The sequence below is a fragment of the Delftia sp. CH05 genome, assembly GCF_009827015.1.
GTDB lineage: Bacteria > Pseudomonadota > Gammaproteobacteria > Burkholderiales > Burkholderiaceae_C > Comamonas > Comamonas tsuruhatensis.
On record NZ_WUMG01000039.1, the window covers coordinates 34086 to 58017 of the forward strand.

The following is a 23932-nucleotide window of genomic DNA, read 5'->3' on the forward strand; positions in this document are numbered from 1 at the left end:
GTTTCAGAACTGGAAATACAGGAAGCGGGTTTCCTTGTGCAGGTTGACCAGGCACAGGAAGAGCAGGACCAGGGTCACGGCCGTCCAGCCCGCGCTGGGGCGCCAGCGCATCCAGGCCCGGGGCGCCTCCTGCACCTTGAACATGGCGGGCGAGAAGCGGCCCAGGATCTGGTGGGCATTGGGCGTGAACCAGGCAATGGCCAGCAGCAGCAGCACCAGGGCCAGCTGCATATGGTGGCCTATGGCCAGGCGGATGGCATCGCCCAGTGCCAGGCCCTGGACGTGGGACAGCGACTCCAGCGCCTCCACGCCGCGCAGGCCGGCCATGCCCTTGAGCAGCAGCATGGCGTCGCCCACGCCGTGGGCGCGGAAGAAGGTCTGGGCGATGAGCACGGCGATGAAGGTGATGACAACGCACAGCGCCTGCACGCCCCGGCCCGATTTGCGGGCGGCGGCCGGCTTGCGGCTGACCACGAAGATGCGCCAGGCATGGTTGACCGACAGGTAGAAGGCATGCAGCAGACCGAAGATCACGTACTGCAGGCCGGCGCCGTGCCAGATGCCCGCCAGTCCCATGGTGAACAGCGTGGGCACGACGATGGTGGCCGCAAAGCCGCCCGGCGTGCGCGCGGCGCTCGATCCCACGGACAGCCCGCGCTTTTCGCGTGCGCGCGAGATGGCCATGGCCACGGGGTAGTACAGGTAGGCCGTGAGGTAGCGCGTCAGCGTCATGTGCCAGCGCGCCCAGAAGTCGATGATGCTGCCGGCCTTGTAGGGCGAGTTGAAGTTCAGCGGGAAACGGATGCCGAACATGCGCGCCAGGCCCAGGGCCATGTCCGAATAGCCCGAGAAGTCGAAGTACAGCTGCAGCGCGTAGCTGAGGCTGGCGCCCCAGGCGGCCCAGAACTGCAGCTCGCCGGGCGCGGCGAAGCCGGCGTCCGCATAGGGTGCGATCTCGTCGGCCAGCAGCACCTTCTTGGCCAGGCCGATCACGAACAGCGTGCCCCCGATGGACAGGTTGTCCGCGCGGAACCGGTAGTTATCCGGCTGCGCGAACTGCGGCATCATTTCCTTGTGGTGCAGGATGGGCCCCGCGATCAGGTGCGGGAAGAAGGTCACGAACAGCACGTAGCTGAGCAGGCTGCGTTCCTTGACGATGCCCGAGCGGCAGTCCAGCAGGTAGCCGATCTGGGTGAAGGTGAAGAACGAGATGCCCAGGGGCAGGATCAGCTCGTGCATGCCGCCCTGCGTCATCCCCCATTCGCCCAGGAAGTTGAACAGCGTGGCGAAGTACTTGTAGTGGAACAGTGCCGCCAGGTCCGCGCCCACGCCCAGCGCAGTCACCAGCCCCTGCAGCCGCGCATGGCCGGCAAAGCGCAGGATCAGCCGGCTCACCACGTAGTTGAAGGCAATGGACAGGGCCAGCAGGGCGACGAACTGCGGGTTCCACCAGCCATAGAAGACGAAGGACGTCAGGCACAGCCAGAACGCGGCCAGCCGCAGGCTGATGGCGCCGGCCAGGTAGTGGCCCGCCAGCGCGATGGGCAGGAACAGCAGCAGGAAAAGATAGGAGTTGAACAGCATGTAGCGGGCGGTTTCACGCAGGCGGGGAGGCGGCGTCCAGCTCCTTGAGCGCCGCTTTTTCATCGTCCGTCAGGGGCAGGGACAAGGTGTTTTCCGAGAACTCCCAGATCACCAGCCGCAGGCTGGCCGGCCAGGAGGCGCGGCGCTTGAGGGCGGACACCATGGCGCCGCTGAACTGGCCGCCATCCATGCTGAGGTTCCAGACTTCATGGCCCAGCGCGCGGCCCAGCTGTGGCGCGAAATTGCTGCGCAGGCCGTTGGAGCTGCCGGCCAGCAGCACCTGCACGGGCGGCGTCTCGTCCAGCAGGCCGCCGCCGCGCACGGGGGTGATGGCCTGGGGGCGTATTTCGTCGCGCTGCGGGCGCCAGCCTGCCGGTGCGTCGGCCAGGCCGGCCAGGGCCAGCAGGTCGCCGGGCAAGGGCTGCGGCGGCCCGGGTGCAGACTCCTCGAAGGCCTGGCTGCCGCGCTGCCCGCCCAGCAGCGGCAGCGCGGCCCGGGCCACGGCCAGGGCGGCGGCGCGTGCGCCCTCGGCGTTCATGTGCACGTCGGTGCGAAAGAACACGGGCTGCGTCTGCTCCTGGGCCTGCAGGGCGGGGCGCAGGTCGGCAAAGGCAATGCCGTCGGCCTGCAGGCGCTGCTGCCACAGGTCCAGGCGCTGGAGCATCACGGGTGCCACGGGCAGGCCGCACAGGTGGTCGGCCTCGATGCGCGACTTGTCGGGCACGGCCACCACCAGGGTGGCAATGCCCTTGTCCTGCAACTGCCGCGTCCAGTGGCGCAGCAGGCGCTGGCGCGCCTCGAAGGGCGCGGCGCCTACCCCGGGCTGGGGCCGCAGGCCGTCGCGGTAGAACATCCACTGCGGGCAGCCCAGGGCCACCTGCGCGCCCGTATCGCCCAGCAGGCGATAGCGCAGCGCGGCCTGGCCCGTCTCCAGCGAAGACTGGGCGGGCAGGCGCAGGCCCTTGTTCAGCGCCGTGCCCGCGCGGCCATCGAGCCAGGCGGCCAGTTGCAGCTCGCCGGCCTTCGGTCCCCCGCTGGCCAGCGTCCAGCCGCCCCAGGCCAGGCCCGACAGCAGCAGGGCACCCCAGATCCAGGCGTTGCGCCGGTGTCCTTTGTCGGTTTGCAGTTCTTGCGCGGTGGGGTCCACGGTGTCAGCCCTTGAGCGCGGCCCGCAGCCGCTCCAGCCAGGTGGCGTTGGGCATGAGCGAGGCGTTGTCCCACTGGCCGGCCGCGTTGGGGCCGTAGCTGTAGGTGGGCTCGAACATCTGCCACACCAGCACCTGGGGCTTGTGGGACTTGAAGGCCGGCGACTCCAGGTACTCCAGCAGCATGGTCCACTGGCCCACGTTGCCGGGCTTCCAGTTCAGCGAGACCGGGCGGTCCAGCAGGTTGGAGAGCTTTTGCGGAAAGCCGAAGTAGGGCTGGACCATGCTATGGCCGGTGACATGGACGGGGGCGGGCTCATCGTCGAGCAGGCCCTTGGCCGGAGCCTGGCGGCGCACGGTATAGACCTCGCGGCCGATCTGCTTGCGCTCCTCGGCGGTCAGAAACAGCTCGGCCAGGTCGCCATAGCGGCGCTCGGTGACGGTGTCGCCCAGGGCCAGGCCGCTGCCGGCGCTGCCGGCCAGCTGGGGCACCTCGCCCTGGACCATGCGGGCGGTGGCCTCGGCCGTGGCGTCGGCTGCCGCCTGGGTCCAGTGCTGGTCGGTGCGGTAGAACACGTCCTTGCCGCTGTCGCGCACGGTGCGCAGCACGGCCTCGTCGTCGAAGCTGGGAATGCCTGCGCCCTGCAGCGCCTGCAGCACCTGCTTGTAGCGGCCCTGGACATCGGCGCTCATGGCCTTGCCATCGGGCATTTTGTCAGCGTAGAAGCGCACCTTGTCGGGCAGCAGCAGCACCTGCAGCTTCACGCCGCGCGCGGCCAGCAGGTTGCGCGCCTCGGTGATCAGCCGCGTGGATTCCGTGATGCCGGCGCGGTCCACCTGGGTCAGGTTGCCCCAGCCCGGAAACAGCCAGCCGTCCTTGCCCCTGAGAACGATGGAGGAGCTGTCCTGTGCCTGTGCCTGTGCCGTTCCCTGCGCTGCCAGCGCGCCCAGCACCAGGGCGCAGCCGGCCAGCCCGCGTGCGGCGCGCGCCATGCCCGAGCGCAGTCCGTGCAGGGCGGGGCGGGGTGCTTGCTTGGTCGAATCCATGGGAGCTTTCTCCTTTTCTCTTGTCTGTGGGGTGGTGGCGGCGGGGCGGGGCTTTCAATAGGACAGCGTCAGCGTCATGAACAGGCCCTTGGCGCGGTCGGCCTGGCCGCCGCCGATGTTGAAGCGGTACTGCATGGACCAGTCCAGATAGGACTGGGCCGTGCTGTAGTGGCTTTCGCGGAACCATTGGCGCAGGCTGACGCCCACGCCGGCGCTGGCCGACCAGCTGCTGCCATTGCCTTGCAGGGCCAGGGTCTGTCCCTGCTGGGCGGCCAATTGGGCTGCGGTGGGCGTGGCGCCAGGGGCGGCCTGCAGGGAACGCACTTGCACGCGGTTCCTCTGTTTGATCCAGTCGGCCGCGACCACGCCGAACGGGAAGATCACCAGGCCCTGGTTGATGCCGTCGGCGCGGAAGCTGCGCCCGATGCGGGCCTCGGTGGAGAAGAACCATTGCTCGCGCTTGTAGCGGCCCGAGCCGTCGCCCACCACGGCGCCATTGGTCTGGTCTGTCAGCGTGAAGCGCGAGGCCATGCTCTGGTTGGCATAGCCGGCCTGGCTGTAGCCTTCCATGGTGAACCAGCTGGAGCGGTCCGTGCGCCGGCCCGTGCCTTCGTAGAAGCCGTGGGTGACATAGGCCAGCCAGCCGCCCTGGCCCGCGCCCGCGCTGTACTTGGCCGAGATGGGATTGCCCAGTGCCGGGCCCGTGGGGTTGAGCGGATCGCGCCCGCTCATCAGGCAGCGCAGCTGGGGCGATTCAGGCGTGATGAAGCCCGAGCGCGTGGCGGAGCCGATGTTGAACTGGCGCTCTATGCCAAAGGTCAGTGCGTACTTGGTGGACGGCGTGAAGCGCATGCCCAGCGAGCCCGTGGTGGTGGGCAGGCCCGAGATGCCGCGGTTGTCGCCTGCCTGCACATTGATGGGCAGGCCCGTGCAGGGGTCGATGGCGCTTTGGCCCAGCGTGGTGCCGCCCCCGTCATGCAAGGTGCTGCCCAGCCGTCCGTAGACATCGAAGATGCGCGTCGATGAGTTGAGGAAGTTGGACGGACGCCAGTAGGCCTCGGCCGTGCCGAAGACGGCGTCGCCGGCCTGGGTGAGGATGCCATCCGAGAATGCACGCCCCGCAGGCCGCGCGCCCCGGTAGCCCAGGGAGACGATGGCGCCCCATTCGCGCGAGTAGCCGGAGACGGCGCTGCGCGCGTTCTCGCGCTGGCCCGGCGTCAGCTTGGCGGTGCCGGCATCGTCCAGGTCGATGGCTTGCTTGAAGGTGCGCACGGCGCCCCGGCTGTCGCCGGTGCCGGCCAGGGCATAGCCCTCGTCCAGCATGGCGCCCGCAGGCGCCTCGCCCGTGGCGCGGGCGGCACGAAAATCCTGCAGCGCCTTGGCCGGCTCTTCCTGGCGCGAGTACAGGTAGCCGCGCTGCATCAGCAGCTGGGCGTCGTTGGGGGTGAGGGACAGGGACTTGTCCAGCCGCAGCAGGGCCTGGCCCTGCTGGTCGCGGTTGCCTGCGGCCAGCGTGGTGGTCAGCAGCTTTTGCAGCTGCTCGTTGTCGGGGTCCTGCTCCACGGCCGTTTGCGCATGTTCGATGGCGGCCTTGTAGTCCTGGCGCGCATAGGCCGCATAGGCCTGGGCGCTGGGGCCGCCTGCGCCCTGGGCATCGGAGGGCTGCAGCTCGCAGACCGTTCCGTAGGGCGTGTCGCGGCAGTCCTGCAGCGGCGGCGGGTAGTCGGCCATGGCCAGGGTCTGCGAGGCACCGCGCGTATCGGCCACCATGGGCGTGTCGCGGCCCGGGCGCAGCCCATCGGCTTGCTTGAGGCGGCGGGCCACGGCTTCATCCTGTGCCGGCATGGGCGCCAGCAGCGCGCGGGCGCGTGCCGCGTCGCCCGCAGCCAGGGCTGCGTCGGCCGCGATCAGGCGCAGGTTGGCCGATTGCTTTTCGTCCAGCCAGTCCTGCTTGAGCACGTCGTCGAAGTCCTCGTTGGCCAGCGTGGTCTTGCCCTGGCGCTGGCGTATGTAGCCGCGCATGCCCAGGGCGGCCGTGTCCTCGTTGTCCTGCGCCAGTGCCTCGTCGGCAGCCTTTTCCGCGTCGGGCAGCTGCTCGGCCAGCATGAGCGAGGTGATCAGCAGCAAGCGGTGCGATGCCGTTCCCGGCGCCAGCGCCACGGCCTCGCGTGCAAAGGGCACGGCCTGCGCCGGGTTGTTGGCGATCAGCGCCTGGTAGGCCTTTTGCGCGGGCAGCACGGCCTGGCTGCGGCGCAGGGTCTGGCGCTTGGCCACCAGGTCGCTTTTGTTGGGAGGCTCCAGGGCCAGGGCGGCATCTGCGGCCTCGATGGCGGCGCCCAGCTGGTCCTGGGCTTCCAGCGCACCAATCCACAGCAATGCCCATTGGCCTTGCGTGGAGTCCAGGCGAAAGGCCTGCTCGGCCTTGCGCGCGCTGTCTGCGTAGTTCCTGGCGTTGTAGTCGGCGTAGGCCTCGGTGGCGATGGGAAAGGCCTTGTTGTAGGCCTCGGAGGCCGTGGGCGCGCCGCCACCTGCGGCGGCCCCGCCTGCCGCAGCCGCGCGCACATTCGTCTCGGCCTGCTGCAGCGTGGCCTCGTCCATCCCGGCGGCGCGGGCCGAGGCGATGGCCTTGAGCGCTTCCTCGTTCTTGCCCTGCCTTTGCAGCGAGTAGATCAGCAGCATGCGCAGGCGCAACAGGTCGGGACGCAGCTGTATGGCCGATGCGGCGGCGCTGGCGGCCCGCGCAAAGCGGCCGGCCTGGTAATGGGCATAGGCCTGGTTGGCCAGCTGCCATGCGCGGCCCCTGAGCGGCGCCTCGGCCTTGACGGCTGCTGCGGCCTGCGGCCAGGCCGGCGGCGCGTTCCAGCCGGCGCCCAGCAGGGCGGCCAGGGTGAGTGGGCGAACGAGGGGTGCGAGACGCTTCATATGCCGGCCCTTGGTGTGCTTGGGTTGCCTGTTGCGGCCAAGCCGGGATGTGCCGGGGGATCGGTGGGCTCCCCCTGCTGGAAGCTGATGGCCTCGCGCAGCGTGGCCTCGTCGAGCCAGCCTTGCTCCATGAGGATGGCGCCCAGCGGGCGGCGTTCGCGCCGCTGGATCTCCAGCGCGCTGGCCAGCCGGGTTTCGTCGATGGCCTGCCAAGACAGCAGCAGCTCGCCCAGGCGCTGGCGCTGGTGCACCAACTGGTCTGTGGAGGGGAAGTCGTGCATGGTCTTGTCCCAGGCCAGGCGCTTGCCCGTGACCAGGTGGACGATGAACAGCTTCCAGGCGCGCGCCGCTGCCATGGCATTGATGAAGTTGCCGATCACCATGCGCGGGACGGACAGCAAGGCGTGCTCCCAGCCGTACAGGCGCGAGACGAACCAGGCGCGCTGCACCACGCGCAGCAGCAGGGCGACGACGTTGACGCTCATCAGCGTCACCAGCCAGCCATTGGGGGCGAACAGGGAGGGGTAGTAGACCGTCCACCAGCCCATGTGGTCGGCCAGCAGGAAGACCAGGAAGTTCAGCAGCAGCAGATAGGCCAGGATGGCCACGAAGGAGGTCACCAGCCCCTTGCGGTCGCGGAACAGCAGGTACTTGTTGGACAGCGGCCCGGCCCAGCCGACCTGGCTCCAGCCCTGCAGGCCGATGCCCAGCGTCCAGCGCGCCTTTTGCCGGTAGGCGGTCTTGAAGGTGTTGGGAAAGAACTCGCGTATGCCCAGCGGCATGGTGAGGGTGGACACCTTTTCCTTGCCCAGGCCGAACAGCGGCTTGCGCCGTATCACGTAGTCCACGGGGAATTTGCCGAAGATCTGCTTCATGCCCCGGCGCGCCAGCCGCGCGCCGATGTCGTAGTCCTCGGTCAGCGTGTCGGTGTTGAAGGGCTGGTTATGGGTCTCGGCGGCCAGTTCCTCCATCGCCTTGCGCGAAAAGCAGGTGCCCACGCCGGCCGAGGGCACCATGTGCGACATGCTCTCGCGCACCACCAGGTCCTTGGTGTGCCATTCGGCGAATTCGTCCATGTAGGTGCCGGCCACCAGTTCGTACCACTCGCGCTCCAGCGAGGTCACGGGCAGCTGGATGAAGTCCATGCGCGGCAGCAGGTAGTTGTAGTACTTGAGTTCCAGCGGGTGCAGCACGTCTTCGCTGTCGTGCAGGATCAGGCCGGCAAAGGGCTCGGGCTGCAGCGTGTTCTGCTGGAAGATGGCCTGCACGATCCAGTTGAGGCAGTCGGCCTTGCAGGTGGGGCCGTCATGCGGCACCTCCACGCGGACCAGCTGGCGGTAGCGCCGGCGCATGCGCTCCACCTCGTTCTTGGTGCGCTCGTCGTTGCGGTAGGTGCCCACGAAGATCATGTAGTTCTTGTAGTCCAGCGTGCCCACCATGCTCTCGAGCATGGGCGCGATCACGTCGTACTCCAGCCAGGCCGGCACCATGATGGCCAGCGGCTTTTCCTCGACCTCCTGCAACTGCTGTGCCTTGAGCGGCTGGTAGCGGCGCTTGACGGTCAGCGCGCGCCAGGCCTCGCGCACCCAGTACCAGGCGTCGATGAACAGGTCATCGATGCTGGACAGCAGGATGATGACGGCCACCACGGCGCTGGTGATCTCCAGCGCGTGGTAGTAGTCGGCCACCAGGTAGGGCCAGTAGAGGGAAGAGATCATGGTGATCGCCTCATGCCGTCGTCATCGTGGCTCGGGCCCGGCTCAGTGCCTGGGCTGCTTGCTGCGCGCCACCGCCCAGGCCAGCAGCACCAGCAGCACCACCACGACCAGCGCAATGGCGATGCCGGGCACGCTCCAGGACAGGAAGTTGCGCCATTCGTGGAAGGCGCCTTCGCGCGGACCGGACGGAATGCCGGCATCGGGGTTGCTGCTGTCGACCCAGGCCAGCGGGCCGTCACCGCCGATCACGGCGATGTTGCCGCGATTGAGCAGGAAGGGCTCGCCCAGGCCGCCAGTCCACTCGCCGATGGCACGCCACAGCACGCCCTGCTGGCCGCCGGCAGTGACGACTTCGGCCGAGGACAGCTGTTTCAGCCCCTTGATGTCCAGCCAGTCCAGCGACTTGCCGCGAATGCGCAGCTGCTGACCGTCCGTGACCGTCACCAGGGGCTTGGCGCCGTCCACCGGCACCTCCATGGCCACGAAGGGCATGGAAGGCTTGGCGGGCGCATCGGCCTGGGCCACGACCAGCTCGGCCTGCGAGGCCGACAGGCCGCTTGCGGCTGCCAGGTTGGCCATGCGCTCCAGCGCGGCCGGCGCGGCCGACAGGTAGCTGGCAGGCACCAGCAGCTGCGACCTGGCGCCCAGCAGGGGCAGCAGGCCGATGAAGCTGCCGTTGGGCTCGGCCTTGCCGGGCGTCACATAGCTGATGGCCGGCAGCACGCTGGCGGGATAGGGCTGGGGAATCTCGTTGCAGTCGGCCGAGTAGGGCTGGCGCTGCACCGACACGCGCAAGGTGTTGTTGATGCCCAGCGCGTAGCCGGGCACGCGGGCGCGCAGGCGCTCGGGCTGGCCGTTGGCGTCCAGCTGGCGGGCCGACAGCAGCATGCCGTTCCAGAACAGCGTGGCCACGGGGCGCGTGGCCGAGGCGCCGGGGGCTGCGGCCACGTACAGCGTGATCTCGCCCGGCATCCGGCCCTGCGAGGCGACGGCACTCAGCGGGAAGTTCATCGTCCACTCGCCGCGCGACAGCACGTCGAAGCTGTCGGGGCTGCCGCCCAGGCTGGACAGGCGTATGCCCTTGGCCTCGTCCCATTGCGGGGGCTGGGCCGCAGCCACCGTCACGTTGTCGCTGACCAGCAGGCGCTGCAGGGCGGCCTCCTGCAGGCCGGCCACGCGCGCACCCGCATCGGAGGCCACGGCCAGCACCATCTGGCGGCCCATGGGCAAGGCTCGCAGTTGCTGCGAGGCCAGCGCCTCGCTGGCCAGCGGCGCGCGGCGGGCACGCCATTGCTGCAGCGCCTGGCCCGCATCGGGGTCGGCCGCCAGCTGGGTCTGCAGGGCCGCGAAGGCGGCGGTCAAACGCTGCTGCAGTGCCTTGTCGGCCACCACGATGTCGCCGCTGACCTGGGCTGAGCCCAGCATGATCAGCGCGCCCAGCTCGGCGTCACTGGCCAGCTTGTGCTGGGGCTCGGCGCCCCGCAGCGCGGCAAAGGCGGGCACGCCGGCCAGGGCGGCGGGAACCTCCAGGCCGCGCAGGTCGATCACCTCGCCCACGGCAGGAAGGGCCCGTACCTGCATGCGCCTGTTGTTGCGCTGCAGGCTGGCGCCGATGCGCCAGGCGCTGTCGAACGAGGCCTGCTCCAGCTGCCTGCCCGACACCAGCACGGTGGTGCGCACGGGCAGGGTGTTCCAGACATCCTCGATGGTGCGCACATCGCGCGGGTCCAAGCGGTAGCTCAGGCGTGTCTGCGGCGAGATGGTCAGCGAGTTGGCGAGGGAGTGGTTTTCGTCGCAGCGCTGCTGGCTGTTGTTGCGGTTGCGCCAGTTCACGCCCAGGCGCACGAAGTCGCTGGCGCGCGCAGGCTGGGCCACGGGCAGGTTGCGCTGCAGCGTGCCTTCGCCGTCCGGCACGGTCTGGGATACGGCCGGCGTACCGTTGAGCGAGATCACCACGGTCGAGGTCCCCGGCTCTCCCTTCAGGTAGCGGCCATCGAAGGCGATGCTGGCATCGCCCAGAGGCAGGCCGCGCGGCACGGGCAGGTAGAAGTCCTGGGTGGCCGTGCCGGCCAGCACGACCGGGTCGACAATGCCCAGCTCCTTGAGCGTGACGCTGCGCTGCAGCCCGTCGCTGGCGCCCAGCTGCCGTATGGCGTCACCCAGCGCCGAGGCGGATGCCGTCTGGGCGAACAGGGCGCCCAGGCCCAGCAGCGAACCCAGCGCCCAGCGGGCCCCGGTGCGGGAAAACGAATGGCGGTGGATGGTCGGTTGCATGGGGGGCCTCTTTTTCACTTCGGTGCTCGGTTCGTGACGCGATTCGTGACACGTTCAGTTGCTGCAGGGCGGCTGCCGTTGCGTTGGGACTGGCGGCCTTCAGGCCGGCGCCAGTCCCTTGCCCATGGTGGCGAGGATGCCTGCCGGTCCGGCGGCAAACTCCTCGAAGGGCTGTCCCAGCAAGGCCCGTACGATGCGCTGCGAGGCCCGTCCGTCGCCATAGGGATTGATGCGGCGCGCGAACGAGGCGCGGTGGCCTTCATCGGTCAGCAGGCGGTTCACCTCGGCCACGATGCGCGCGCGCTGCGTGCCCACCAGCAGCACGGTGCCGGCCGATACGGCCTCGGGCCGCTCGGTCACATCGCGCATCACCAGCACGGGCTTGCCCAGGTAGGGTGCTTCCTCCTGCACTCCGCCGGAATCGGTCAGGATGATGCGGGCCCGCTGCATGAACCAGACGAAGTCCACATAGTCCAGCGGATCGATGAGGCGGATGTTGTCCATGCCGCCCAGCGTACGCATGACCACCTCGCGCACGGCAGGATTGAAGTGCACCGGGTAGACGATGAGCAGGTCCGGATGGCGCCGCGCCAGCTCGGCCAGCGCGGCGCAGATGTTCTGGAAGCCTTCGCCGAAGTTCTCGCGCCGGTGGCCCGTGACCAGCAGCAGCGGGCGCTGCGCGTCCACCCAGGGATGGCGCCCGGCAATGTCGCGGGCGAGCTCGGGCCGGGCATCGAGCCGGTCGCACAGCGTGGCCAGCGCATCGATGACGGTATTGCCGGTCACGGCGATGCGGCCCTGCAGGTTCTCGCGCAGCAGGTTGGCACGCGACGTGGGCGTGGGCGCGAACATCCACTGGCTGACCACATCGACCACGCGGCGGTTCATTTCCTCGGGAAAGGGCTGGGCCAGATCCCCCGTGCGCAGGCCGGCTTCCACATGGCCCACGGGAATGCGCCGGTGAAATGCTGCCAGCGCACAGGCCGTGGCCGTGCTGGTGTCGCCGTGCACGAGCACGTAGTCGGGCTTTTCCTGCTCCAGCACGCCGTCGGCGCCCGCCACCACGCGGGAGAACAGGCCGTTGAGTGTCTGGCTGGGTTGCATGACGGCCAGGTCGTGCCGGGCCTGCAGGCCGAACAGCTCCATCACCTGGTCCAGCATCTGGCGATGCTGGCCCGTCACGCACACCACGCTTTCGATGCCGCGCGTCTGCGACAGGGCCGTCACCAGCGGCGCCATTTTGATGGCCTCGGGACGGGTCCCGAAAAACGAAAGAATTTTCATGCCAACCCCTTTGCGTCTTCTTGTGCTCTTCGCTCCTGCGTTGTTCTGGTGCTCCGCGCCCGGAGAGCGGGGGCCGTCTCAGCCCGAGGGCGGGCCGGGCAGGCTGCAAGGCGGTGTGGAATATACGTCGGGTTTTTGGCTTTTTCGATCGGCTTGGCGTCTCTGATTGAAAACTATCGTCAATTGAGTGAAATTGACGGAAATTAAGAGGACTTGAAGGGATTTTGTGACATTGCTTTCCATTTGGAACCTCCGTCGGATCGCTCACCCTGCAAGCCTCTTGCGGCTGGGCCTGAATGCTTGTTCGCGCCGCGCTGCGGTTGCACAAAGCTGCGCGCCTGGGTGCTTTGTTGCAGCTAGTACATCACTGAAACAAGGCTGTGCCTGTCGGACACCTGCGTATTGCATGCCCAGGCAGGGGTCTGCGCAAGGCTTGAGGGGCAGGTGCAGCCTGTGACTTTCCCTGATGCGCTGACGGCCTGCCGGGTGGATGCGGCGCGAGGCTGCGCGGGGCAGGACCCGGGCCGAATGCAGGCCCGGAAACGAAAACGGGCCCCGTGTAGGGGCCCGTTTTGCTGGGTGTATGGCGGAGAGGGCGGGATTCGAACCCGCGGTGGGGATTAGCCCACACACGCTTTCCAGGCGTGCGACTTAAACCGCTCATCCACCTCTCCGAGGTCCTCGATTGTAGCAGTGATTTCGGGCGTCCACGGTAAGAAACTGGTGCCGGCTGCGCTGGCCCGTGCGGCGATGGTTGCCCCACTCAGGGCCTGCAGTGCAACCGTGGCAATGCCGGGTGTTGCCTGTCCGGGCGCGGACAGGCGGGTAGTGACGGCAGGCAATACCGTGACATGGGACGGATTTGCGATGGGTTCAATGCATGCGCCTGGTGTCATCCACTGATTTTCAGGGTGGAAAATGTAATGGAGTTCGTGTAAATGGAAGGTGCCGGAATGCGGTGTGAATCTCCGGTGCGGCCCGTCCATCTGTGGCGACATTTTTCATGTGTACAAGATGGTATTTTCATTGCCCATCTGTGTTGGTGCAAGCTATTGATATTGTTGATGTTTCTTGAAAAAACACCGCCAATGAATCGGTATTTGCACGGGGTCCGGGAGGCATTGCGGGGGACGAATTTCCTTCATGCGGCGTTGGATGCATTTTGCAACAGACATCGAATGGGAGCTTGAGGAAAATGCCTGCGCCGATGAAATGCAGCAGTAACGGATTTCCGTCTGGCAAATCATAGGAACTCGCTATCACCATGGCTTCCCACTCAATGCGCGCCGATTCTTCATTTCGCCAGACGCCGGTATTGCCCGCACTGGCCTTCGGGCTTGTGGCGCTGCTGGGTACGACGGCGTTCGCTGCCGGGCTGCAGCGGCAGGTGCTGGAAAGCCTGCCGTCCGGCACGGCCAAGGGGGCGCCTGCCTATGAGTTGTCCCTGCCTGCCTGCACGGAGTCGGCCTGTCCCTTCGAACTGAGGCTGGTGCGTGCCGGTATGGAGCAAGGCAAGCCAGCGGCGCTGGCCTGGCCTGCTTCAAGAGGGCAGGCCCAGCTGGCGCCATCCGATCCGCTGTACGGCGCGGGCGATCCCTTGTCCGAGGCCGCGCAGCGCGCGCGCGTCTGGACGACCGGCGAGGAAGAAGGCACGGTCACCGCTGCGGCGCGGACCTTGCGCCTGCCCGGCGTGCAAGGCGGGGCGCGCGCCTTGCTGGTCACGCAGATGGGCGGCTTCGACCATCCCAAGCGCCGCCATGCGCTCTATGTCGCCACGGCCCAGGGGCCGCATCTGGCCTGGCAGTACGAAGAGCCTCCAGGCAGCTACCAAAGCTGGGTGCTGGCGCCCACGGGCCGGATCCCGGTGCTGCTGGTGCGCTATGACTCACCGCAGGACGACGCCCCCGACCAGATCGAGACCCGCAGCCTGCGCTGGAACGCAGGCCGGCAGGCGTTTGCCGAACAGGCATCGGCGCCGCCGGCTGCCGTGCAGGCCGTGGTGGCTGCGCGCTATGCCGGCGTGGCCGCCGCGCGTGCAGCGCGCGCGCAGCAGGCCGACTGCCTGGGAGGCTATGCCGTGGTGCTCACGCGCCCCGCAGGAGCTGCGCCGCATCACGCCCTGGTGCAGGTGGCCGCGGATATGGCACAGGCGCATGCCGAATCGCTGCGGCTGCGTGCCTGCTCGGCCAGGCTGCAGCCGCGCACGGTGCCTTTGGCGCATCTGCTGCCGAAGGCGGAACAGGCGCCCGGCCGGAAACCTGACCGCAAGACCGATCCCGCCCGCTGAGCCCGTGCAGCGCGTGACACCGACAACCGCAAAGAGGGAAGACACATGCCAGACATCAAGGACAGCGTAGGCGAGGGCGGCAGCAACCAGGTCCATGACGTGGCCCTGCTGCAGGCCATGCTGCGCGTGGTGAAGGACGCCAAGAATGCACCCTATCTGGGCGTGGACTACGACGGCAGCTACGGCGCGCAGACGCGCGCCGCGCTGGAGCGTTTCCAGAACGACCACAAGCTGGCGGCGGCCAAGGCCGCGCCCGGCCAGCCGCAGGCCGGTGGCGCCAAGGAGGCACTGGGCCTGGCGGCAGCCGGTGGCGCCACGGTGGCCAAGCTCAGCGCCATGCTGCCCGCATCGCACCAGAACATGCGCTCCGCGAACAACTCCAAGACGGTGTATGTCGAGGCCAAGGCCCAGGATGCGGCCACCAGCAAGGCCGCCATTGCCAACGATGCGGAGTACGAGCCCACCTTCCGCGCCAAGCTGGCCAGCCTGGTGCAGCAGATGTACGACACGCACAAGATCGCGCTGTGGATCACGCCCACCGGCCGCCGCCGCACCTTTGCCCAGCAGGCGGCAGAGACCCAGACCAAGGCCGGCCCCGGCGAGAGCAACCACAACTTCGGCCGGGCGGCCGACATCGGCTTCAAGCGCTTCCAGTGGGTCAAGGGCGACGGCAGCATCGTCACCGATGCCGACTGGCTCAACCAGCTGCATACCGCCAAAGCGGCCGATGCCGCGCGCTGGTGGGATGAGCGCGACCGCCTGGCCGCCAAGCAGGGCCTGCTGCCGCTGAAGTTCGAGCGCGTGCACCTGCAGGCCTTCGCCCAGGAAGGCGTGAGCAACCAGCGCTCGCTGGCCAAGCTGCTCAATGCCGTTTCGCAGAACAACATGCGCTGGAAATCCGCCTACCAGGCCGACCTGCAGTCCCAGGGCAAGCACTGGGTCACCGTGGGTTCGGCCAAGTCCATCTGGGCCGGAACGGCCTCCGTGACCAAGGCCGATCTGGCCAAGGCCCGCACCCTGGCCACGGGCAAGCAGGTGAAGGAAACGCAGATCACCCAGGACGAGGTGGCCGCCATGCGCCGCATGCTCAAGGCCGATTTCGAGCAGGCCGACCTGAACTGGTCCAAGTGGGCACCCGTGCCCTGAGCCCGGCCGGACGTCTGCCGCCTGCCGCGCGGGCAGGCGCCACTGCCGTGCATCTCCCGGAGAAAGCATCTTGAGAACCGACTATTCGAAGGGCGAGGCCGCGCTGCGCGTGCCCTTGCCCCTGTCCATGTCCATGTCCATGCCCATTTCCCTGTCCCTTGCCGCCTCTGCCGGTGCGCCCACCGGGCCGCCCGCTGCGGTCCGTGCGCCGCAGGACGTGCTGTCCGGTGTGCGCGTCGCCTCGCAACTGCTGCAGGACTTTCGGCCCATCACCGAAAGCATCGAGTGGGAGCTGGGCCATCTGCATTGGGCGCAGGCGGGCCTGTTGACCTTTGCCGAGAACGAGGTGCCCTACGTGGTCAACAACAGCGGCCGTCTCTCCGAAGATGCGGCGGCCCTGCTGTTCCATCACTGCGCGGACACGGCGCCGCAGGGCACGATTGCCGTGCTGGAGCTGGGCGCGGGCTGCGGCCTGTTCGCGCGCATGTTCCTGCAGGCCTTCCGGCACCTGTGCCAGCAGGAAGGGCGTGATTTCGACCAGCGGCTGGTCTGCTACGTGACAGACGGCTCGCCGCGCACCGTTGCGCAGTGGCACGAGCGCGGCCTGTTTGCCGAGTTTGGCGGCCAGGTCGTGGCAGGCTGCTGCGACGCCATGCACCCCGAGGCCGTTCGGCTGCACGACGGCAGCACGGTGCCGCTGCCGCCGCTGCATGCCGTGTTCTGCAACTACGTGCTGGATGTGCTGCCCGCCACCGTCGTGCGGCGCCAGAATGGCGGGCCGGTGCAGGAGCTGCGCATACGCACCCGCCTGACGGACGATGCCCAGCTCGTGCGCCAGTACACCGCGCTGTCGCCGCATGAGATCCGCGCCCTGGTGGATCACGCGGATGCGGCCGAGCGCGCGCGCCTGCTGCCCCTGGTGGGCCTGTTCGAGCAGGAGACGGGATTTTTCGACTGCGGCGACGCGGCACTGTCGCCCTGGGTGGATGCCGCCCTGTCCGTCAGCGAGGACGCGACACGCCTGCTGGTCAACCACGGCGCCTTCGGCGCGCTGCAGACGCTGCAGCAGCGGCTGGCGCCCAAGGGCCTGGTGCTCATCAACGACTACGGCGCCTGCACGCCCGAGGCGGCGGCCCAGTCGGGCGCCTCCCAGCGCTTTGGCCGCACCAGCGCCATCGGCCTGAACTTCCCGCTGCTGGCGCAATTGTTCGGGCGCGAGGGCTGGCAGGTGCTGGCGCCTCCGGGCGATGCGCAAAGGGCCATCCATGCGCGGCTGCTGATCGGCGAGGGCTGCGAGCGCACGGCGGCCGCCTTTCTCAACCGCTTCAGCGCCGACGCGCAGCAGTTCTTCGAGGCCCCGGCCCATGAGGCCCGCACGCACCTGGAGTCGGGCCGGCAGGACGCCGCGCTGGAAAGCTACCGCCAGGCCATCACCCGCAGCCCGCGCGACTGGCGCCTGCTGGGCGAGGTGGCGGAGTTCGTGGGCCTGCAGCTGCGGGACTTTGCGGCAGGCATCGAGCTGGCGCGCAGCGCGCTGGAGCTCAACCCCTGGCTCAGCACCTGGCTGTGGAACGTGCTGGGCGACTGCCTGTTCTGCCAGGAGCAGTTTGCTGCCGCGCATGACGCCTACCTGCAGGCCGAGCGCATAGACCCGCGCGATGCCCGCACCCAGCTCAACCTGGCCTACACCTGGCAGCAGTGCGGCGACCCGGGGCGCGCGCTCGCCTGCATCGCCCAGGGCCTGGCGGGAGATGCCCATGGCGTGCACACGCAGCGCCTGATGGAAAAGCAGCAGCAGATCCTGGCGCAGATCGCTGCCCTGCGTGCCTCGCAGCAGCAGCGGCTGGCGCAGCGCGCGGCGCGTCTGCAGGCCGGGGCATAGGCCAGGACATAGGCTGGCAGGCCCGCCAACGGCCCGGCCTGCCAGCTTCAGTGCTGGCGGCCGGCCAGCCGCACGCCCAGCGCTGCCGCCGATGCCGCGCAGGCCAGGGCCACCACGCCGCCCCAGCCCCATTGCGCCAGGGCCAGAGCGCCCAGCGCGGAGCCCGAGGCCATGCCGATGAACACGCCCGTGAACAGCAGCGCATTGAGCCGGCTGCGCGCGGCAGGCTCCAGGCCATACACCAGGGTCTGGTGCGCCACCAGCGTGGCCTGGATGCCGAAGTCGAAACCGATGGCGCTGGCCACCAGCAGCGGCAGCTGTGCGCCGGCCGGCAGCCAGGGCGACAGTGCCAGCACGGCGAACGATGCCAGGGCCAGGCCCGCACCCAGGCAGGTCACGCGCTGCGGGCCGCTGCGGTCGGCCAGCCGGCCTGCCAGCGGGGCGGCCAGCGCACCGGCCGCACCCGCCAGGCCCAGGGCGCCGGCAGCGGCGCTGCCCATGTGGAACTGCTGGTGCAGCATCACGGCCAGCGTGGACCAGAACGCGCTGAAGGCCACCGACAGCAGGCCCTGTGCCAGTGCCGCGCGGCGCAGCGCAGGCTGGCTGCGCCACAGCTGCACCATGGAGCCCAGCAGCGCGCCATAGCCCAGTTGCGTGGTGGGTTTGAAACTCGGCAGCCCGCGCCACAGGGCCACCCCCAGCAGTGCCATGGCAGCGGCGGCCAGCAGGTAGACGCTGCGCCAGCCCCCATGCTCGGCCAGCAGGCCGCTGACCACGCGCGACAGCAAGATGCCCAGCAGCAGCCCCGTCATCACCGTGCCCACCACCTTGCCGCGCTGGTGCTCGGGCGCCAGCGTGGCGGCGGCCGGCACCACGTCCTGCGCCAGGGTGGCGGCCAGGCCCACGGCCAGGCTGGCAGCCAGCAGCGGCGCCAGGCCCGGAGCCAGCCCGCTGGCCAGCAGGGCCAGCATCAGCGCGGCGGTCTTGGCCAGGATGATGCGCCGGCGGTCCATGCGGTCGCCCAGCGGTGCCAGCAGCAAAATGCCCAGCGCATAGCCCAGCTGGGTCAGCGTGGGCACAAAGCCCACGGCGCGTTCGCCTGCGCCCAGGTTGGGGCCGAGCACCCCCAGCATGGGCTGGCTGTAGTAGAGCGAGGCCACGCCCACGCCCGCCGTGGTCGCCATCAGCAGCACCAGCGATGCCGGCACGCCGGCAGCCTGCGCGCCCGCAGCGGTTTGCATATGCGTAGATTGAATAGAAGACATGTTGAGGCGCCTGTCAGGCGCAGTTGAAAAGCGATGGCCGTAGTGTGGTGCGGCGCAGCACACCACGGTAGTGGCTGCGCCTGCAGAATCGATATACGCTTGGCGTATGACCCTTGCCGACCTTCCCCTGCCTTCTGGCGCTGACCGCATCGAACTGCTGCAGACCTTTGTGCGCATCGTCGAAAGCGGCAGTCTTTCGGCCGCTGCGCAGCAGATGTCCACCACCCAGCCCACGGTCAGCCGGCGCCTGCAGACGCTGGAGCGCGCGCTGGGCCTGCGCCTGCTGCGGCGCTCCACCCACGCCATGGCGCTGACCGACGACGGCCAGCGCTGCCTGGAGCACGCGCGCGAGCTGCTGGAGGCATGGCACGCGCTGGAGTCCGACCTGCGCGGCGCCCAGGACACGCCGCGCGGCCTGCTGCGCGTGGTCGCGCCCCACGCCTTTGGCCAAGACCAGCTCATGGCGCCGCTGCTGGCGTTTCTGGACCGCCATCCGGCCGTCAAGGTCGAATGGCTGCTGCATGACCGCCAGCCGGACTTCATTGCCGAAGGCATCGACTGCGCCGTGCAGGTCGGCACCGTGGTCGACCCTTCGGTGATTGCGCTGCGCGTGGCCGAGGTGCCGCGCATTGCCGTGGCCGCGCCTGCCTTGCTGGGGCAGGGCAGCGTGCCCCAGCACCCGCGCGAACTGCAGGGCCTGCCCTGGATTGCGCTGCGCACCTTCTACCAGCGCGAGCTGGAGCTGCACCGCGTGGGCGATGAGCGGGTCTGCAAATCCTGGCGCCTGCAGTTCGAGCCCCGGCTCAGCACCGACAGCCTTTATGCGCTGCGCAACGCCGCCCTGGGCGGACTGGGCGCGGCCCTGGCCTCGGCCTGGATCGTGCGCGAGGATCTGGAGGCCGGGCGCCTGGTGCATCTGGCGCCCGACTGGCAGGCGGCGCCGCTGCCCGTGCATCTGGTCTACCCACCCGCGCGCCACCAGCCGGCGCGGCTGCGCGCCTTCATTGCGGCCATGCGGGAAGTCATGCCGGGCCTGACGGGAATGCGCGCGCCGCTGCCCTGAGTTGCTTGCTGCATCGTGTCCGCCCACGGCACCAGCCCCGACCTGAACCTGCCCGGTGCGCCGCGCAGTGTGATGTTGGCGCTGCGGCACAGCTTCTGAGGCTGCGCCCGGCATGGCCGGGCTTCTCCAAAAGACAAAGGCCCACGCGAGTGGGCCTTGGTCTATCCGGGCGTTGCCGTCTACTCGGTCGCCTTCTTCAGCGATTCCTTGGCGTTCTCTGCCGACTGCTTGGAGCGCTTGTTGTGGTAGTCCGACTTGACGTTGTTCACGGCCTTGCCGACCGGCCCGCTGTCCTTGGCCTTGGCGTCGGCCTGCTTTTCCTTCACCTTGTGGTCTGCAGCGTCGGCGGCTTCGGAGGCGGCCTTGCCCACCTGGGCATGGACGGGTGACAGGGCAGCGGCAGCTGCGAAGGAAATGGCGGTGGCAAGCAGCAGTTTCTTCATGGAATGCAATGTCCTGTGATGAGATGGCTGCATGGTGCGCCGGACCGCCGAGGCAACCGTGTAGGAGCAGGGCTTTGCACGGCGCGGGCGCTGCGGCCCACTCGCAGAAGGGCCGCCGACGGCAGCTTGCTTCAGTGTCCGACATGGTGCCGCCGGCCGAGCTTCTAGCCTTGAGCCAACCCCGTCACAACAAGGACCCCCCATGATCACAGCCGAACCCACCATGACCAATCTCTTCGACCAGCTGGGTCTGGACTCCAGCCCGGAGGGCATCAAGCAGTTTATCCTCTCGCACCGGCTGGAAAAGGACACGCTGCTGGTGGATGCACCGTTCTGGACCGACGCGCAACGTGCCCTGTTCTCGCAGCAGTGGCATGCCGATGCGACCTGGGCGCTGGTGGTGGACCAGCTCAGCGAGGCCTTGCATGCCGAGCCGGACCTCCAGGCTGCGCCTTCGCCCGCAATTGCCGGGCACGAGCAGGAGGCTCGTCCCTGATCCTGTGATGCAACCGCTTGCGATGAACCCGTGGTGCTTACAATTTTTCCGGCTCGTTCAACCCATTTGCCTACGGAGTCGTTCACATGCTGACCTCGACTGGTCTGGCGCCGGCCCCTGCAGGCTCCGACGCACAACTCCCCCTTGATCCGGGCCTTGCTGCTTTGGAGGCCTTTCCGGACGCAGTCTTCGTCGTCGGACTCGATGGACGCCTGGCGCGCTGCAACCGCCATGCGTTGAGCCTGCTGGAGCATTCCGGCGATGCCCTGGAGGGCAGTGTTTTCGAGGACCGCTTCGTCGCCAGCAGCGGGCGCGCAGGCTGGTTCAACAGCCAGTGCGAGCCCGCAGGCGCCGCACGGCAGGCCAGCCGCTGGCCCTTGCTGACCTGCACGGGACGCGAGCGGCCTGTGGCCTCATGCAGCTCTCGCGTACGGCTCGGCGATGGCAGCCTGGCCCTGCTGCTGAGTGTGCGCGAGGCGGATGCACCCCCGTCCGGGGCATCGCAGGCTCTGGCCGTGCCTTCCCGGTCCAGCCCTCTTTCCAGCGCCGAGCGCAGCTTTGCCTTGCTGGTGCAGAGCGTGACCGACTGTGCGATCTACATGCTGGATCCCGAGGGCCGCATCGTCAGCTGGAACCTGGGTGCCAAGCGCATCAAGGGCTATGAAGAGGACGAGGTCCTCCATACCCATTTCTCGCGCTTTTACACACCAGAGGACCAGCAGGCGGGGCTGCCACAGGCGGGACTGCGCACGGCCGTCAGCACCGGCCGCATGGAGGCCGAAGGCCTGCGCGTGCGCAAGGACGGCTCGCGTTTTTGGGCATCGGTCGTGATCGATGCCATCTACGACGCGGGCCAACTGATCGGTTTTGCCAAGGTCACGCGTGATGTGACGGAGCGCAAGGCTGCCGAGGTCCAGCTGCGCCAGGCCTTGAAGATGGAGGCCATCGGCCGCTTCACGGGCGGGGTGGCCCATGATTTCAACAATCTGCTGATGGCCGTGCTCAGCAGCCTGGAATTGCTGCGCAAGCGCATGCCGCCCGACGATCGCCTGCGTTCGCTGGTGGAGATCGCCACGCGCGGCGCACAGCGCGGTGCCTCGCTGACCCAGCGCATGATGGCCTTTGCGCGGCAGCAGGAATTGAAGACGCAGGCCGTGGACGTCGCTGTGCTGCTGACCGGGATGCAAGGCCTGCTGCAGCAGACGGCTGGCCCGCATATCTTTCTGAAGATGGCCCTGGCCTCAGACCTGCCGCGCATCGCCACCGACCCCAGCCAGTTCGAGAGCAGCATCCTCAGCCTGGTTGCCAATGCGCGCGATGCCATGCCGGGCGGCGGCGTCATCAAGATCACGGCGGCCGTGGAAACCACGCTGCCGCGCCAGCTTGCGGGCCTGGCCTCGGGCTCGTATGTCTGCGTGCGCGTGGTGGACACCGGCGAGGGCATGGACGAACAGACACTCTCGCATGTGGTCGAGCCCTTCTTCACCACCAAGGGCGTGGGCAAGGGCACCGGCCTGGGCCTGGCCATGGTGGACGGGCTGGTGGCCCAGTCCGGCGGCAAGCTCGTGCTGCACAGCGCCCTGGGCAGCGGCACCACGGTGGAGATGTGGATGCCCGTCTCCAAGGACGAAAGCACGGCCTGCCATCTGGGCGGGCAAAGCGTGCAGGACGTGGGGCCCCTGGATGTGCTGCTGGTGGATGACGACCCGCTGGTGAGGGCCAATGCCTCGGCCCTGCTGGAAGACCTGGGCCACCGCGTCACGACCCTGAGCGCCGGGCAGGAGGCCATCGACCTGCTTGCGCGGCAGGCGCGCTTCGACGTGGTCATCTCCGACTACGCCATGCCCGGCATGAACGGCGTGGAGCTGGCCCGGCATATTGCAGCGCGATACCCGGGCCTGAACTTCATCCTGGCCAGCGGCTTTGCCGACATACCGGCACTGCCACCAGGAATGACGCGGCTGGCCAAGCCCTATTCGCAGGACGATCTACGCCAGCTGCTGCTTCAGTTGGTGAGGGCGTGAGCACCCATGGAGATGGCCTGCGAAGAGTTTTCACAAGCCATCACATCAAGATGGCAGGGTGGAAACAATGGCGCGATTGGCCTGTAAGTGGGCTTCAATCGACGCCAATTGCGCGTCGTAATCACTGATGACTTGCGCGGGGGTACTTCGCGGCATCCTTGTTTTTAGAAAAACAAGAGCAGGTATGACGATCAAGGAAAGCATCCACGCCAACGTGAGCGCAGTGTTGATGGCAGGCATCTTGATCTGGTTTATCGCCGTAGGACCCGCAAGAAGCAGGACGAGGAAGCTGATGCCGGTCAGCTTCAACCTTCGGCCGCGTGCGTGTGCACGCTTCTTTTGATGGGCTTCCAACGCTTGTGCACGCAGCGCCAGAATTTGCTGCTTTTCTTGCGTCAGCCTTGGAATGGCCAGCTCTGCCGCTGTGCGATCCGTGCCCCGTTGGATGGCGTGAAGGGAGTGTTCCACCTTTTTCAGTGAAATGATCCCGCCTTGACGTTCAAGAATTTGGGCGCTTCCGCAATGCGCGCAGATGAAGCGTTCCGTATCACTTCCAATCTCCAGTGGAGCGGAGCAATTGGCACAAGACAAGCTGTATATCGGCAAGCCACTCTCCCGTTTTTCTGGGGCAATCCAAAGCCAAAGCTGCCCATACATGCCAAGTCACCCGGCCGTATTCGTTGCTTCGCCCATGGGCAGCGAGCCGGGCAGTGTAGCGCTGAATGCGGCGGGTTTGACGAGGCTGCATGCGCAGCCAGACCTGCTCCAGTTGTGCAGCCGTGGGGGAGGGCTCAGACACCTGCCTTCTCGAACAGCCGGCGCAATACCTGCATGGGCAGGAACCTGACCTTTCGCCGTTTCAGTTCCCGCCGGAACAGGCGCTCGCGTTCAATGAAGTTGATCTTGGGTTTCATCTTTTTTTGGGGCCGCAATGGACGAAACGCGTCAATCTACTGGTGAACGCCGTAGCTCCTGTAACACCGTGTCAGCGATGCTTCGGTATTGCCGGTTGCCGCTCGGCCCTAGGGCCCGCGCCATTGGGCATGCCGCACGCCCAGCTGCAGCTGCTGGATGCGCCGGTGGATGGTGGAGCGGCTGACGCCGAGCTGGCGCGCCGCCTCGGAGACATTGCCCTGGCATTGCGCAAGCAGCTGTTCCAGCGCCTGTGCGGCGGGCTCGCCGGCATTGCCAGCCAAGGCGGTGCGCGCTGGTGCGCGGTGCAGCGCATCGTGCAGGTGGTCAGGCAGGTGGTCGGGCTCGATGGTGCCGTCGCCATCGTGGCCGCACAGGGCTGCGGCGTAGCGCAGCGCGTTGTGCAGCTCGCGCAGGTTGCCGGGCCAGGCGTGCGCGGC

Annotated in this window: 18 protein-coding genes and 1 tRNA gene; 6 read left to right on the forward strand and 13 right to left on the reverse strand. The window is 68.2% G+C overall.

Annotation, left to right across the window (positions count from 1 at the left end; all coding sequences use genetic code 11):
• Window positions 1-3: 3 nt before the first annotated feature.
• The 8 genes from GRX31_RS23285 to GRX31_RS23320 form a co-directional block, all read right to left on the reverse strand.
• Window positions 4-1584: an MBOAT family O-acyltransferase gene (locus GRX31_RS23285; RefSeq protein ID WP_160855117.1), complete on the reverse strand. Its 1581-nt coding sequence runs from the start codon at window positions 1582-1584 to the stop codon at window positions 4-6.
• Window positions 1585-1597: 13 nt separating this feature from the next.
• Entirely contained in the window at window positions 1598-2731 is a 1134-nt protein-coding gene (locus GRX31_RS23290) for an alginate O-acetyltransferase AlgX-related protein (protein ID WP_160855119.1), read from the reverse strand.
• Window positions 2732-2735: 4 nt separating this feature from the next.
• Window positions 2736-3776, reverse strand: a complete 1041-nt coding sequence (locus GRX31_RS23295) for an alginate O-acetyltransferase AlgX-related protein (protein WP_160855121.1) — start codon at window positions 3774-3776, stop codon at window positions 2736-2738.
• A 54-nt stretch (window positions 3777-3830) separates the two neighbouring features.
• Entirely contained in the window at window positions 3831-6698 is a 2868-nt protein-coding gene (locus GRX31_RS23300; protein ID WP_160855123.1) for an NfrA family protein, read from the reverse strand.
• Window positions 6695-8416: a glycosyl transferase family protein gene (locus GRX31_RS23305; RefSeq protein WP_160855125.1), complete on the reverse strand. Its 1722-nt coding sequence runs from the start codon at window positions 8414-8416 to the stop codon at window positions 6695-6697. The genes GRX31_RS23300 and GRX31_RS23305 overlap by 4 nt, the downstream gene beginning before the upstream one ends.
• A gap of 42 nt (window positions 8417-8458) precedes the next feature.
• Window positions 8459-10690, reverse strand: coding sequence for a cellulose biosynthesis cyclic di-GMP-binding regulatory protein BcsB (locus GRX31_RS23310; protein WP_160855127.1), 2232 nt, complete (start codon window positions 10688-10690; stop codon window positions 8459-8461).
• Window positions 10691-10789: 99 nt separating this feature from the next.
• Window positions 10790-11974: a non-hydrolyzing UDP-N-acetylglucosamine 2-epimerase gene (gene wecB, locus GRX31_RS23315; protein ID WP_016452411.1), complete on the reverse strand. Its 1185-nt coding sequence runs from the start codon at window positions 11972-11974 to the stop codon at window positions 10790-10792.
• Between the two features lie 584 nt (window positions 11975-12558).
• Window positions 12559-12648 (reverse strand) — tRNA-Ser (locus GRX31_RS23320).
• Window positions 12649-13238: 590 nt separating this feature from the next.
• Here GRX31_RS23320 and GRX31_RS23325 point away from each other — a divergent pair.
• The 3 genes from GRX31_RS23325 to GRX31_RS23335 all read left to right on the forward strand — a co-directional run bounded on the left by GRX31_RS23325 (window position 13239) and on the right by GRX31_RS23335 (window position 17289).
• On the forward strand, window positions 13239-14261 hold the full coding sequence (locus tag GRX31_RS23325; protein WP_237426764.1) for a hypothetical protein: 1023 nt from the start codon (window positions 13239-13241) through the stop codon (window positions 14259-14261).
• A 45-nt stretch (window positions 14262-14306) separates the two neighbouring features.
• The gene (locus GRX31_RS23330; protein ID WP_160855129.1) at window positions 14307-15407 is read left to right on the forward strand and encodes a peptidoglycan-binding protein; all 1101 of its coding nucleotides are present in this window, start codon (window positions 14307-14309) and stop codon (window positions 15405-15407) included.
• Window positions 15408-15477: 70 nt separating this feature from the next.
• Window positions 15478-17289 carry an SAM-dependent methyltransferase gene (locus GRX31_RS23335; protein ID WP_160855131.1) on the forward strand — a complete coding sequence of 604 codons (1812 nt, stop codon included), beginning with the start codon at window positions 15478-15480 and terminating at the stop codon, window positions 17287-17289.
• Window positions 17290-17336: 47 nt separating this feature from the next.
• On the opposite strand, the gene GRX31_RS23340 is transcribed toward GRX31_RS23335, so the two are convergent.
• The gene (locus tag GRX31_RS23340) at window positions 17337-18554 is read right to left on the reverse strand and encodes an MFS transporter (protein ID WP_160855133.1); all 1218 of its coding nucleotides are present in this window, start codon (window positions 18552-18554) and stop codon (window positions 17337-17339) included.
• A 106-nt stretch (window positions 18555-18660) separates the two neighbouring features.
• On the opposite strand from GRX31_RS23340, the gene GRX31_RS23345 reads away from it, so the two are divergent.
• A complete protein-coding gene (locus GRX31_RS23345; RefSeq protein WP_016448914.1) occupies window positions 18661-19617 on the forward strand; it encodes a LysR family transcriptional regulator in 957 nt (318 codons plus the stop codon).
• Window positions 19618-19796: 179 nt separating this feature from the next.
• On the opposite strand, the gene GRX31_RS23350 is transcribed toward GRX31_RS23345, so the two are convergent.
• A complete protein-coding gene (locus GRX31_RS23350) occupies window positions 19797-20060 on the reverse strand; it encodes a hypothetical protein (protein WP_016452405.1) in 264 nt (87 codons plus the stop codon).
• A gap of 202 nt (window positions 20061-20262) precedes the next feature.
• Between GRX31_RS23350 and GRX31_RS23355 the strand changes: the two genes are divergently transcribed.
• Window positions 20263-20556 (forward strand): DUF2789 domain-containing protein, encoded by a 294-nt coding sequence (locus tag GRX31_RS23355; RefSeq protein WP_016452404.1) that lies wholly within the window; start codon window positions 20263-20265, stop codon window positions 20554-20556.
• 86 nt (window positions 20557-20642) lie between these two features.
• Window positions 20643-22580, forward strand: a complete 1938-nt coding sequence (locus GRX31_RS23360; RefSeq protein WP_160855135.1) for a hybrid sensor histidine kinase/response regulator — start codon at window positions 20643-20645, stop codon at window positions 22578-22580.
• Window positions 22581-22625: 45 nt separating this feature from the next.
• Here the strand turns inward: GRX31_RS23360 and GRX31_RS23365 are convergent, their stop codons facing one another.
• The 3 genes from GRX31_RS23365 to GRX31_RS23370 all read right to left on the reverse strand — a co-directional run.
• On the reverse strand, window positions 22626-23237 hold the full coding sequence (locus GRX31_RS23365) for a hypothetical protein (protein WP_034369313.1): 612 nt from the start codon (window positions 23235-23237) through the stop codon (window positions 22626-22628).
• Between the two features lie 134 nt (window positions 23238-23371).
• Window positions 23372-23494, reverse strand: a complete 123-nt coding sequence (locus GRX31_RS31050; RefSeq protein ID WP_013803059.1) for a hypothetical protein — start codon at window positions 23492-23494, stop codon at window positions 23372-23374.
• 108 nt (window positions 23495-23602) lie between these two features.
• The coding region (locus GRX31_RS23370; RefSeq protein WP_160855136.1) for a helix-turn-helix domain-containing protein at window positions 23603-23932 on the reverse strand (330 nt) is incomplete at its 5' end.